This is a genomic window from Pseudoduganella flava (assembly GCF_007830495.1).
GTDB classification, from domain to species: domain Bacteria; phylum Pseudomonadota; class Gammaproteobacteria; order Burkholderiales; family Burkholderiaceae_D; genus Rugamonas; species Rugamonas flava.
Genome location: NZ_VLKW01000012.1, coordinates 241,274 through 253,667, shown reverse-complemented (window position 1 = coordinate 253,667; position 12,394 = coordinate 241,274). Strand labels below are relative to the sequence as shown.

The 12,394-nt window shown below is 68.7% G+C and carries 10 protein-coding genes; 2 read left to right on the top strand and 8 right to left on the bottom strand.

Features of this window, described 5'->3' with window-relative positions; genetic code table 11:
- From IP92_RS25705 to IP92_RS25695, 3 genes are all read right to left on the bottom strand, one after another.
- On the bottom strand, positions 1–396 hold a 396-nt coding region (locus IP92_RS25705; RefSeq protein WP_145880684.1), incomplete at its 3' end, for an IS1/IS1595 family N-terminal zinc-binding domain-containing protein.
- Between the two features lie 129 nt (positions 397–525).
- Positions 526–1,926, bottom strand: a complete 1,401-nt coding sequence (locus IP92_RS25700) for a family 43 glycosylhydrolase (RefSeq protein WP_145880682.1) — start codon at positions 1,924–1,926, stop codon at positions 526–528.
- A gap of 356 nt (positions 1,927–2,282) precedes the next feature.
- Complete coding sequence (locus tag IP92_RS25695) at positions 2,283–4,331, bottom strand: TonB-dependent receptor (RefSeq protein WP_145880680.1); 2,049 nt, start codon at positions 4,329–4,331, stop codon at positions 2,283–2,285.
- A gap of 141 nt (positions 4,332–4,472) precedes the next feature.
- On the opposite strand from IP92_RS25695, the gene IP92_RS25690 reads away from it, so the two are divergent.
- Both IP92_RS25690 and IP92_RS25685 read left to right on the top strand, forming a co-directional pair.
- On the top strand, positions 4,473–4,751 hold the full coding sequence (locus tag IP92_RS25690) for an acylphosphatase (RefSeq protein ID WP_145880678.1): 279 nt from the start codon (positions 4,473–4,475) through the stop codon (positions 4,749–4,751).
- A 72-nt stretch (positions 4,752–4,823) separates the two neighbouring features.
- On the top strand, positions 4,824–5,363 hold the full coding sequence (locus tag IP92_RS25685) for a gamma carbonic anhydrase family protein (RefSeq protein ID WP_145880715.1): 540 nt from the start codon (positions 4,824–4,826) through the stop codon (positions 5,361–5,363).
- Here the strand turns inward: IP92_RS25685 and IP92_RS25680 are convergent.
- The 5 genes from IP92_RS25680 to IP92_RS25660 all read right to left on the bottom strand — a co-directional run bounded on the left by IP92_RS25680 (position 5,339) and on the right by IP92_RS25660 (position 12,088).
- Positions 5,339–6,772: a nitrilase-related carbon-nitrogen hydrolase gene (locus tag IP92_RS25680; RefSeq protein WP_158206757.1), complete on the bottom strand. Its 1,434-nt coding sequence runs from the start codon at positions 6,770–6,772 to the stop codon at positions 5,339–5,341. The genes IP92_RS25685 and IP92_RS25680 overlap by 25 nt on opposite strands.
- An 11-nt stretch (positions 6,773–6,783) precedes the next feature.
- Complete coding sequence (locus IP92_RS25675; protein ID WP_145880673.1) at positions 6,784–7,611, bottom strand: AraC family transcriptional regulator; 828 nt, start codon at positions 7,609–7,611, stop codon at positions 6,784–6,786.
- A gap of 84 nt (positions 7,612–7,695) precedes the next feature.
- Positions 7,696–9,852: a peptidase domain-containing ABC transporter gene (locus IP92_RS25670; RefSeq protein WP_145880671.1), complete on the bottom strand. Its 2,157-nt coding sequence runs from the start codon at positions 9,850–9,852 to the stop codon at positions 7,696–7,698.
- Positions 9,849–11,135, bottom strand: coding sequence for a beta-barrel domain-containing protein (locus IP92_RS25665; protein WP_145880669.1), 1,287 nt, complete (start codon positions 11,133–11,135; stop codon positions 9,849–9,851). The genes IP92_RS25670 and IP92_RS25665 overlap by 4 nt, the downstream gene beginning before the upstream one ends.
- Positions 11,132–12,088 carry a hypothetical protein gene (locus IP92_RS25660; RefSeq protein ID WP_145880667.1) on the bottom strand — a complete coding sequence of 319 codons (957 nt, stop codon included), beginning with the start codon at positions 12,086–12,088 and terminating at the stop codon, positions 11,132–11,134. The genes IP92_RS25665 and IP92_RS25660 overlap by 4 nt, the downstream gene beginning before the upstream one ends.
- Positions 12,089–12,394 lie beyond the last annotated feature (306 nt).

The following is a 12,394-nucleotide window of genomic DNA, read 5'->3' as shown; positions in this document are numbered from 1 at the left end:
GAAACGGTGGCGCCAGCGAAAGCTGGTCGACTTCGCGACCGCGACGCGTTCGGCGGCTGCGCGCACCGTGCGCGACTCGATCAAGCACTGGAAATACGGGAGCCATTTTTCGCGATGCCGTAGGCGCGCCAACGGCGTGCCGGTCAGCGCATTGAAGCTGTGCCGGCAGGCGATGCAGCGATACCGCTGCAAGCCATTGGCGTGGCCGCTGCGGTGGCAGCGGGCGTTGCCGCAATGTGGGCAGGCACATCGCCCCTTCGCTTGTTCGATCAGGGCCAGGCAGCGCCCGGGCGCCTCCAGCGCGGCAAGCCAGTCGCGCAGGCAAGCGATCTCGTCAGCCGACAGCGGCAGCTGCGCCAGCGCACGGAACAGGTGCTGAAAGCCACTCGTGCCCATCCTTGCCTCCTGTTATCGATGAGGTATCTCAACAGAAGGTAAGACAGCGTTGACGCCTGGAAGTTCCCCAACCTTACGCGAACAGCGCGTTTTTCATACGCGCTGCTTGCGCTGTTTCCGCTGTTTCCGCTATTTCCGCGACAGGGTCCACTGCTGGCTGGCACCGCCATGCAGCGCATACAGCAGCACCGGCGCGCCGCTGGCCGTGCTGCCGCCGCTGATCTCGGCCACCAGACCATTGACCTTGTTCTGGACCGTGTACTTGCCGGAAGCCGCCGCGAAGCGCCACTTCTGGCCGTCGCCGCCCCAGTACGACCACTGCGCCACCTTCGCGCCCGGCGACATCGATACTTCCCAGTCGTCCATCGCCAGCAGGCTGTTCTCGTTGACGATGCTGTAGTCGCCGTTGCCGTGGCCGATCACGTACCAGTACTGGCTTTTCAGGCCGGACCACGTCTGCTGCTGCACCATCGCGCCCGCCTGCACGGAGTTGTCGGCTACCGTCATCGCCTTGCCGCTCGCACCGTTGATCAGCGCATAGCGCCCGTCGCTGATGCCGCTGCAGCCTTCCGTGTAGCTGTCGAAGTCGCGCGTCAACTGGGGCCAGTCGATGTCGGTGCCGCGCGTCGCATACGTCATCTTCATGATCTGCAGCTTCGCGTTGCCGTTGTCCAGCGTGTCGTAGTAATGCGTCGAGACGAAGTTGCAGGCGTTCTCCTTCAGCACGCCCACGTGGCCCGGGCCCTTGTAGCGGCCATCGACGTTCGGCAGGATCACGCGCGGGTCCGAGTACGGGCCCGTCACGCTGGTGGCGCGCTGCACTTCCACGTAGTACGTGCTGGCGCTGCCCTTGCAGCATGCGCCCCGGTTGGCGAACAGGTAGTAGTAGCCGCCGTTGCGGGTGATGTAAGGCGCTTCGATGTCGCGCCGCGCGTCGGTGCCGCCGGCGATCTTCGTCACGGCGCCGGCCAGCTTGCCGGTGGCCTGGTCGATCTCGGCCACGCCAATGCCGCCGAAGAAGGAGCCAAAGCTCATGTACACCTTGCCGTCATGGTCGCGGAACAGCGCCGGGTCGATCGCGTTCAGCTCGGAGCCGCCCTTGCCGTACGATTGCACGACGATGCCGAGGTCCGTCCACGCGGGGTTTTTCAGCGACGTGCTGCGCGCCACGCCGATCGCGGAATTCGTCGTGCCCCACTGCGATACGGAGTAGTAGATGTAGTAGGCGCCGTTCATCTTGATCATGTCCGGCGCCCAGTACGACGAACCGTTGGTCTTGAAGTTCGGGATCTTCTGCTCCACCCACGCCGGGTTGGTGGCGAACACGGGGCCGGGGCCGCCCTGCCACGTCTTCAGATCGGTGGACGTCGAATACCAGATGCCCGTACCCGTCGTGAAGTTGAAGTACGTATCGCCATCCTTCGTGATCGTGCCGGGATCGTGGGCATTCTGCAGCCCCGCCAGGTCGATCGCCCCGCTCGATGCGGCGCCGCACGCCAGCAATAAACCCATTACCAGTTTTTTCAGCATTGTCTTCCTCCTCGTTGTGATTGCGGTGTAATTGCGATGTGACGCGGGATCGGCGCAGCACAACGGGCGTGCGCGCGCCTTGCCGCCGCAGGCACAGCGGCGGGATGTATGTGGTTGTGCCGGGTGCCCGAATTCAGGCAGCGGAATTCAGGCAGCGGAATTCAGGTAGCGGTGCTCAGGGAGTGGGAACGCGCGGCGTGGCGGTGCGGTGCATGGGAGTCTCCAGATGGCTTATTGTGTGCGCTGCCGCTGCGGCGGCGCTTTGTTGTGACCATCGTAGCGACATCGATATGGGCGCACCAATGACTAATTCGGAACGTGCGATACAGGTTCGGATATCGCCATCACGATAGGTTTCACTTGAATCGCTGCACGAAACCGACCTGGAGGCGCCGCGCAACGAAGTGTTCGAAGCCCTGCTGCCGGAACGTGCTCGTCGTCGTGCGATAGGTGCGCCGGCTGCCGTCGAAGAGATCGCTGGCGTTGACCGTCAGGCTGAGCGTCGGCGTCAGGCGGCGCTTCCACGTCACGTTCACGTTGCTGGTCGCGCCGTAGCGCACGAGCGGCGTCATGCCGGCCGACAGCGCATGGGCGTCGAGCGACACGTCGTCAACTTTGCCGCGCCAGGCGGCGCGCAAGTTCAGATAGCCCGCCACGCCGGACTGGCGCACAGGCCCCTCGAGGTCGGGCGTCAGCAGGACGACGCGATACACGCCGCCATCGATGCCCAGGCTCAGCGCCGTATTTGGCTCCCAGTCGAGCGATCCGGTCACGCCGGCCGAGCGGGCGAGCCCGCCGTTACGCTTGCCGGTGACGATCACGCCGCCTTCGATGCTGCGCACGTCGGCCACCATATCGCGGCTGGTGCGATGGAAGGCCCCGACGCGGCCGGTCAGGTGCGCCACGTGTACGTCGGTGCCGATCTCCCATGCGGCCACGCGCTGCGGACCCAGGGTCGGATTGCCGCGGCTGAGATTTTGCGCGTCGACGTAGGTGGTGAACGGATTCAGGTCGCGCGGGTCGGGCCGCTGCAGGCTGCGGCGATAGCTGAGCGTCACGTCGGCGTTGGTCGTGGCGGCATGCTTCACGTGCAGGCTGGGATCGACAGCCTGCCACTGCGCGCGGTGGACGGGCCCCTGCAGCGGATGCACCCGCAGCGCCATGTGCTCCAGCCGCGCGCCCAGCAGCGCTTCCCATTTACCGTGCGTGACCTGCCTGGTCACGTAGCCGGCACTCAGCGTCGTTGCGACCGCGTAGCCGTTGGTGGTGGCGGGATCGGGTGTTTCGATGCCGGTGGCGTGATCGACGGCCGCCTGGTAGTTGTCGAGGGTCTGGGTTTCGTGCTGGATGTCGATGCCGCTGCCCCACGGGCCGCGGCTCCAGTCCAGCGTCGCCTGGTCGAGGCGGCGCGTCGAGCGCGTGGCGCCGCGGCTGTACGCAGTGGCCCGTGCATCCGCGAACACGTCGCTGAACGATTTGTCGATGAGGCCCACCGTCTCGCTGTGCTGGAGCACCGCCTTCAGCGCAGTCCCGTCACCCGCGTGGCTGGCGGTGACGCTCACGCTGTCGTCCGACTGCTCGTTGGGCCCTTCCGAGATGCGGTGATAGACGTTCTCCCGGCCGCCGGTACCTACGACGTTCAGCGTGTCCAGGCGCGGGCGCGAACGGCGCGCCTGGTGCCGCGCCGCCAGGCCGATGCTGTCGCTGGCGCTGACGTCGTAATCGAGGCCCAATGCCGCGGTCTCCACGATCCGGCGCACGAACACTTCGGATGCCTGCCGCGTGTGCCCTGTCCCGCCGCTGGCGGGATAGGTCCAGTCCACGCGCGAGCCACGCGTTTTCAGCGTGCCGTCGTGGCGGCGCGCCACTTCGCCGTGCACGCTGACGTTGCCACCGCTCGCATCGGCCGTCGCCCCCAAATTCCACAGCCCGTGGTCCGCGGCGCCGCCGCGCAACTGCGCATGGGCACCCGCCTTGCGGTTGCGCTTCAACACGATGTTGACGATCGCGCCGCCATCGGCATGCTGGGCGGCGGATGGATTCGTGATCACTTCGACGCTGGCGATCGCGGCGCCGCTCATCGTCTGCAGCGCGGCGGCACGCTCTTCGCCGGACATGCCCGCCGTCGGCTTGCCGTCGACCAGCACGGTCACCTGGCGATTGCCCTGCACAGCGATGGCACCGTCGGCCGCCACCGTGATCCCGGGCAGCGACTGCAGCACGTCCTGGGCGGTGCCGTTTTCAGCCCTCGCCATGCCGGATACCCGATGGACCGTCTTGTCCAGTTCCTTGCTGACGGAGGGCTTCTTTGCCGTGACGGTCACCGTCGTGAGCGGCGGTTCGCCGGCATGGGCTGGCATCGCGATGAACCCGCACAGCAGCGCGGGGAGCGGCAGTCTGAACACGGCATGGCCTGGAGTAGGAAGATGCCCGAGTATAGGAATGCGCTGGCCGGCACGGTTGGCGTATGTGACAAACACCCGGCGCAGCGGGATGCGCGGCTGCGCTACACTGGCCCGTACCGAACAACCCAACGGCAGGACGATATGGCAACCCGACTGATCATCGAAGGAACCGTGCAGGGCGTCGGCTTTCGCTATGCCATGGCGGCGCAGGCCACTGCGCTGGGCCTCACGGGCTGGGTATGCAACCGGCACGACGGCAATGTGGAGGCATGCTTCAGCGGACCGCAGCGCGACGTGGAAGCGCTGGTGGCGTGGGCGCGGCATGGCCCGCCCGGCGCACGGGTCACCGGCGTTACGCGCTCGGCAGCGGACGACGCGGAAGCCGCCGGGACCGGCTTTCATATCGTAGCCACCCGCTAGGCGCCCGGCTGCCGATTGACCGGCGGCGGCATGGCGGCTAAAGTGTGCCGCTCCACCACCGCCAGCCCGACCATGCCGATCTCCGCTTACCTTTCCACGTCGCCCCAGCTCGGCGAGCGCGTCTACCTGCACGACTCGGCCCACGTGATCGGCGACGTGCGCCTCGGCGACGATTGCTCCGTATGGTGCAATGCCGTGCTGCGGGGCGACGTCAACAGCATCACGATCGGGCGCTCCTCGAACATCCAGGACTTCACGATGGTGCATGTGTCGCACAAGACGCCGCAGAAGCCCCTCGGTTCGCCCCTCGTGATTGGCGAGTACGTGACGATCGCGCATGGGGTGATCCTGCACGGCTGCGACATCGGCGACGAATGCCTGATCGGCATGGGCAGCATCGTGATGGACGATGTCGTCATTCCGAAGCACGTGATGGTGGGCGCGGGCAGCCTCGTCCCGCCCGGCAAGAGGCTGGACAGCGGCTTCCTGTACGTGGGCCGGCCCGTGAAGAAGGTGCGGCCGCTGACCGAGGCCGAGATCGCGCACTTGCGCTACTCGGCCGAGCACTATGTGCGCGTAAAAACCAACTACCTCGCCGGCGCCATGCCCTGAGCGGGCTGGCGGGCGCGCCGCGTCAACATGGGCCATGCCAGCAGCACGGCGGCACCCACGGTCGCCCGCCAGCCGAACCAGTCGCCCCAGCGCGCGTATGGCGTGGCGATGTGCTGTGCCGGCACGCGTGCCAGCAGTGTGGCGCCGGGCAGGCCCGCTGACGGCGTCTCGGCGATCACCCGGCCATACGCATCGCTGACCGTCAGCAGCCCCTCGCGCGCCGCACGCACCATCGCGAAGCCGCTTTCGACACCGCGCAGGGCCGACAGGCGTGCCGCATAGCGGCCGTCCGCATTGAAGTCCCACGCCGGCACCAGCATCGCCTGCACCTGCCGCTGGCCGTACGCGCGGCCCATCGCGGCGAAGTGCATGTCCTTGCAGACGGCCAGGCCATAGCGGGTGCCGCCGATCGGGCGCACGTCGTACGCCGCGCCGGGCAGGAACTCCCGTTCCGGCGGCGCCAGGTGATGCTTCACGTAGGCCGCGTCGCGCTGTCCATTCGGCGCGAACAGCCAGGCGAGGTTGTGCTTGCGGCCCGCATCGTCGATGCCGACGCCCACGGCCAGCCACACGTGCGCGCGCGCGGCCAGCGCACCGAGCCGCTTGGCCAGCACGTCGGCGGCGTCGGGCGGCAGCGTCGCGATCTTCTCCGGCAGCACGACGATGGTGGCACCCTGCCCGGCCAGTGCGGCCACGTGCCGCTCGTACTGGGCCCAGATGCGCTCCACGGTTTCTGGTGGCGTGCGCGGGCCGATGAAGTTGTCGATGACGGCCAGGCCGACCGTGTGGCCGCCGGCCGGCGCCACGGCCGGCATGCGCCAATGGCCGAACGCGAACGTGGCGGCGGTCAGCGCCATCGCGCAGCCGAGCGCCACGCGGCCCGCCTGCCAGCCCCGCACGGCGGCAAATGCCAGCGCGGATGGCAGCAGCGCCAGCACGAAGACCAGTCCGGCCACACCCGTCAGCGCCACGATCTGCACGGCCGGCAGCACGTCCGCCTGCGAGTAGGCGGGACTGCCCCAGTTGCCGTCCGGGTGCAGCGCCGCCAGCAGCGTATCGAGCGCGCACCACAGCAGCGGGTAGGCCAGCACCGACCAGCTTGAGGCCGAGCGCAGCATCACGCGCCGCGCCAGCATGATGACGAGAACCCATGCCAGCGCCAGCAGCACCGTCACGAGCAGCGCGGCGGGCAGCGGCATCACGAGAGCGAAATACGGCGTCTGGCCGCTGCTGCCGATCAGCGCGGCCAGCAACGTCAAGCCGAACGCCGGCAGGTGGCCGGTGCGCAGCGCCGCGACCAGCACGGGCGCGGGCGCCAGCCAGGCCAGCCACCAGATGGGTTCCAGGCCGAAGCCGTAACGCAGCGCGAGGCTGCCGGCCAGCGCCAGCAGCAGGTCGATGGAGCGCATCGGCAATCCTTTCATGATGAGGAGACGGGAATCCAGATCTCGACGCCGCCCTGGCCGGTCGTCACGTCGAAGCGTTCGTCGTAGCGTTCGAATTCGGGGCCGCCCGTCGGGTGCAGGCCCGATTGCGGCAGCCAGCGGTCGAAGATGGCCCGCCACGTCATCCGGATCGCGGCGATGTGGCCGGCGTGGAAGAAGACGGCGTAGCGCTGGGCGGGAATGTCCAGCCGCGTCAAGCCGGGCGGCACGCTGCCGGCCACCTCGATGCCGCAGGTGTAATCGAACGCGCCCTCGTCGGCATCGATGCAGACGCCGTATTCGTCCGACCCGACCCGGCACGGGGGTGATGGATACGCGGCCAGGCGCTGCCACTGCGCGGGAATGCCGGCCGCCGTTTCATGCGTATAGCGCGCGCACAGCCCGGCCACCGTGAAGGCGCCCCGTTCGAGCAGCCGGGGCGCCGCCAGCGGCATGCCGTCTGCGTGATCCAGGCGCAGCGCAGGGACGAGCTCCAGTCCCTCACAATGGCCGCGTGCCCGCAGCGCTTCCGGCGTCAGCCCGAACTGCTCGCGGAACGCCCGCGTAAACGCTTCATGGGAGCCGTAGCCGGCGTCGACGGCCAGCGCAAGGATGTCCGGTGCGCCGGCGGCCAGCGCCAGTGCCGCCTGCGTCATCCGGCGCGCGCGCAGGTAGCGCATCAGCGTGCGCCCGGTGGCGATGCCGAAGGCGCGGGTCAGGTGGAAGCGCGACGCGCCGCACGCGGCCGCCACGTCGTCCAGCGACAGCCCGCTCTTCGCGTAGTTGTTCTCGATGTACCACAGGGCTTTGGCGACGATGCTCACGCGGCGGCTGGATCAAGGTTGACGGATGCGCCACTGTAGCATCGGTCCCGCCGCCGGACTTGATCGGAATTGCGCCGCTTCCGATCACGCCGTCGCGTGGCTCATCGCGAGAAAACTCTCCCGGCCGGCCGGGCCGCGCAGGTCCGCCACGATCTTCCCCTGCGCGAGCACGACGATGCGGTCGGCCGCGAGGATCGTTTCGCGCCGGTGCGCCACGACGATGCGGGTCATCGGCAGCCGCGCCACGGCCGCGTTGACGCTGTGCTCGCGTTCCAGGTCGAGGTGGCTGGCGGCCTCGTCGAGCAGCAGCAGCGCCGGGTCGCGGTACAGCGCACGGGCGATCAGCACGCGCTGCTTCTGCCCGCCCGACAGCACGGCGCCCATGTCGCCGATCAGCGTATGAAAACCCATCGGCATCGCGGCCACGTCGTCGTGCACCGCTGCCAGTGCCGCGCAGGCGCGAATGTGGTCGTCGCGCGGCGCGTCGGCGAAGAAGCAGATGTTGTCGGCGATCGAGCCCGCGAACAGCTGGTCGTCCTGCAGCACCACGCCGATGCGCGTCCGGTAATGCTCGACACCTTGCGGCGTCAGCGGCCTGCCGTCGACCAGCACCTCGCCGGCGCTCGGCTCCAGCAGGCTGGCGAGCAGCCGCAGCAAGGTCGTCTTGCCGCAGCCGGAGGGGCCGACGATGGCCACCGATTCACCCGGCTCGATCGTCAGGTCGATGCCGTCGAGGATCCATGGGTCGCAGGCGCCGTAGCGGAAGCGGACGCCGCGCAGCGTCAGGCCGACGGGGCCCTGGCGCGGCGTATCGGGCAATGGCGCGCCTTCCGGTTCCGGCGGCGTCAATGCAATGTCGGCCAGGCGTTCCGCATGCAGGCGCAGCATGAACAGGTCCAGCGTCTTGTCGATCAAGCTGCTGACGCGGGACAGGAACTGGTCCTTGTAGCTGATGAACGCGAGCAGCATACCCACCGAGAACGCGTTCTGCAGCACCCGCTCGGCGCCCAGCCAGATCACCAGCACGGCGACAAAGCCGATCACGCTGGCGTTCACGGTGCGGAACATCAGGCCCAGGCGCTGCGCGGTGATTTGCCGGTTCACCGTCTGCACCAGCAGGTTGAGCCAGTGCGCGTGGCGCTCCTGGTGGGCGTTGAACAGCTTGATCGTCTTCATCCCGCGCAGCGTTTCGAGAAAATGGCTGTCGCGCTGCGCACCCCAGACGATCGCCTCGGCCTGAGCATTGCGCAGCGCCGAGTACGACGCGATGCGCACGCACGCATAGGCAAGCGCGCCTGCCAGCACGAGGCCGGCCAGCGCCGGTGCGTACAGCAGCATCACGACGAGCGTGATGACCGACATGATGCCATCCAGCAGGATCTCGACGAGGTCCGTCGTCAGCGCCTGCAGAATCGTCTCCTGCGAGCCGAAGCGCGACATCACGTCGCCCAGGTGGCGGCTTTCGAAATAGCGCGCGGGCAGCCGTAGCAAATGGGTAAACAGCGCGGCGCGGCCGCGCACTTTGAGCGTGCTGGAAATCGCGATCAGCGTGGCGCCGCGCATCGCGGTAATCGTCACGCGCAGCATCAGCATGAAGAACAGGCCGCAGGCCAGCACGAGCAGCAGGTCGCGGTCGGCGCTGACCAGTGCCTCGTCGACCACCCATTGCATGAAGAACGGCGTCGTCACGGCCAGTGTTTCGATGGCCAGCGCCATGGCCGCCAATACCAGCAGCGACTGGCCCAGGCCCGCCACGCGGCCGAGCAGGCTGGCGATGCGCAGCCGCGGGGCAGGCGGGCCGGCCGCGAAGCCTGGCGCTGGATGGAGCTCGAGCGCGACACCGGTGAAGTGGCGCAGCGCCTCGGCGCGCGGCAGGCGGCGCAGGCCGACGGCGGGATCGTGCAGCACGACCGTCGAGGGGCCGACGCTTTTCAGCACGACGAAGTGGTGCATGTCCCAATGCAGGATGCACGGCGTGGCCAGCATCGGCAGCTCGGCCGCTTCCAGCCGCAGCGGCCGGGCCGTCATGCCCAGGCTGGTCGCGATCGACACGAGATCCTTCAACGTGGCGCCGCGCAGCGACAGCCCGAAGCGGCGGCGCAGCTGGGCCAGACCGGTGCCGGCGCCGTGGTAGCCGGCCACCATCGCCAGGCACGCGAGGCCGCATTCGGCCGCCTCCGTCTGCAGGATCAGCGGCAGCCGCATGCCCAGGCTGGCGGCGAAGTCGGGGATGCCTTTCATCGCACGCCGCCCGCCAATGTGAACAGCGGTTCGAACACCCATTCGTACAGACGGCGCTGGTCGAGCAGGATGTCGGCATCGAGCTGCATGCCGGGCTGCAGCGGCACGTCGCGGCCATACGCCTGCACGGCTTGCCGGTCCAGCGTCACGGCGATGCGGTACAACGCTTCGCCCCCCTGCGCGGCCGGCACGAACATGGCCGGCACCTCCGCCGGGTCGATCGCACTGCGCGACACGCTGGCGATCACGCCGCGGTAATGGCCGAATTTCTGGTACGGGTAGGCGCGGTAGCGCAGCAGCACGCGCTGGCCCGCGCGCACGAAGCCGACCGCCCGGCTGGGCGCGTACAGGTGCGCCTGCAGCGTGGCACCCTCCGGCACGATCGACAGCAATGCGCTGCCCGCGCCCACCGCGGCACCGGCGCCGGCCTGCACGGCCGTCACGGTGCCTGCCTCGGGCGCCGCCACCGTCAGCGCGCGCCGTGCTTCGGCCTCGGCCAGTTCGCGGGCCGTCGCGGCCAGCGTCCGGCGCACGCCTTCGCGCTGCGCGGCCAGCTTCAGCGGCACTTCCTGCAATTCGCCATCCAGGCCGGCGCGCTCGCGCTCCAGCGCGATGAGGTTGCGCTCAAGGGTCTGCTGGCGCGCCGCCTGTTCCATCACGTCGACGCTGGCGCCGCGCACGTGCTGCTCCAGCACGAAGCCCAGCTTCTGCAGCTCGCGCAGGCGCGCCTCCCATTGCCGCGCCATCGTCACGCGTTCGCGCTGCAGGCCGATCTCCTGTTCGAGCGCGTGCCGCTCGCGGTCCAGCGCCGCCAGCCGGGCAGCCGTGCCGGCCCGCTGGCGGTGCAGCAGTTCGCCGTTCCGCTGCGCTTCCGCGGCGAGGCTGTCGCGCTGCTCGGCAAGCGCGCGCACGACGAGGGCCTGTGTGTCGCCCAGTGCCGCGCTATGCTGCTCCGTGGACAGCGCCACGAGCGGCTGGCCGCGCCGCACCTTGTCGCCCTCCCGTACCAGCACGCCGGTCGCGATGCCCGCTTGCGGCGCGGTGACGCGCACCAGGCCTTGCACGGGCACCAGCCAGCCGGCCACGCGCGCCCGTTTCGTATAGCTGCCCAAGCACAGCAGGGCGACGATCGCCAGCGCCGTCGTCGCGCCCACAGCGGCGAACCAGCGGTGCAGCGGGCGCGGTTGCAGCAATACGGGCCCCAGCCACTGCGCTTGCCGTTCGCGCGCCACGTCGGCACGGAACAGCGGCAGCTCCGCACCGGTGCCGGAGCCGTCCATCATTCCTCCTCGAAGTAGTCGCGGATGTCGTAGCTGATCTCGATCACGCGCGACATCTTCTTGATGGGAACAAGCTTGCGCAGGCGCGGATCGAGGAAGTCCTTCAGCAGCGGCGGGCGCGGTGCGTTGAAGAAGTAGCCGGGGTCGCTGGCGACGAGGGCCTTGGCGACGATGTCGAGTTCATCGCGCGAGCCCACCGTCTGCACGACGCAGGGCGCATGGCGGATGCCGAGCGACAGCAAGGCGCAGGCGCGGTGATAGCCGTTGTGCAGCAGCAGCCGGCCGCGGTCGTCGTCGCGCACGGCGTTCAGGAAGTTGCAGCTGAAGCCGACGACCAGTGCCAGCGCGCCGGCCACCGCGCCGAAGGCCGCATGGCCGCCCAACTGCGAGCCCTGCAGCATCACGGGTTCGTGGAAGCGGAAGTCCGTCGACGCGGAGCGGAACGCATAGCGCTTCGGTCCGGCGGGACGGATCTCGAATGGTGCAGGATCGTCCCGCAGCGGCAGGCAGAAGCGCAGCAGCGCGGCCGCATCGGGCGCGGGGCCGAGGCGTGCCATCAATGCCTCGACGAAGGTGTGGGTGACATGGTTCTGGCAGACGACGAGGTGGGCCAGGTCGACCATCTCGATATTGCACGGCAGCTTGTCGAACGTGCGGCTGTAGCGGGGGCTTGCCATCACCTCGGCGATCAGCGGTGCCAGCGATGGGTCCAGCGGCGGCGCCGCCGGATGGTCGGCGATGTTTTCCTCGCGCGTTTCCAGCTCCTCGTAGTAGCGCGCCGCGTCGCTCCATTCGCGCACCAGCGCGGTCCGCGGCATGCCGGGCTGGAGGAGCCCGCTGTCCTCGATGAAGTCCAGGTATTTGCGCAGCGGCGGTTGCCCGAGCAGCCAGGCTTCCGTGTGCGCTGGAGACTGGAGAGCCGCGATCGCGTCGTCCAGGTCGGATTCTCGTTTCATGATTGCCTCGCAGGCTGGGGTGGTTGATGGCGGCCGCGGTTGGCCGGGCCGCTACCGCCAATGGTGCCGATGGTTCCGGTGGTCACCCGGCCTGGCGATTAACAGCCGCAGCCCCGGCTCTTGCTTTTGCTCTTGCTGTGGCAGCTCTTGCTATGGCTCTTGCCATGGCATTTGCTGTGGCTCTTGCCACGGCTGCAGCTCATGCTGTGGCTCGTGCATCCGCCGCCGCAGGGGTTGCCGCCGCCGTACACGTGTTGCAGTTCATTGCTCTTCAGTCTGCGCATGATGTTCTCCCTTCAAAGAAAA

Coding starts and splice junctions, on each gene's coding strand:
- IP92_RS25700 (WP_145880682.1), bottom strand. CDS start 1,926: ATGCTGAAAAAACTGGTAATGGGTTTATTGCTGGCGTGCGGCGCCGCA.
- IP92_RS25690 (WP_145880678.1), top strand. CDS start 4,473: ATGGCAACCCGACTGATCATCGAAGGAACCGTGCAGGGCGTCGGCTTT.
- IP92_RS25685 (WP_145880715.1), top strand. CDS start 4,824: ATGCCGATCTCCGCTTACCTTTCCACGTCGCCCCAGCTCGGCGAGCGC.
- IP92_RS25680 (WP_158206757.1), bottom strand. CDS start 6,772: ATGCGCTCCATCGACCTGCTGCTGGCGCTGGCCGGCAGCCTCGCGCTG.
- IP92_RS25670 (WP_145880671.1), bottom strand. CDS start 9,852: ATGAAAGGCATCCCCGACTTCGCCGCCAGCCTGGGCATGCGGCTGCCG.
- IP92_RS25665 (WP_145880669.1), bottom strand. CDS start 11,135: ATGATGGACGGCTCCGGCACCGGTGCGGAGCTGCCGCTGTTCCGTGCC.
- IP92_RS25660 (WP_145880667.1), bottom strand. CDS start 12,088: ATGAAACGAGAATCCGACCTGGACGACGCGATCGCGGCTCTCCAGTCT.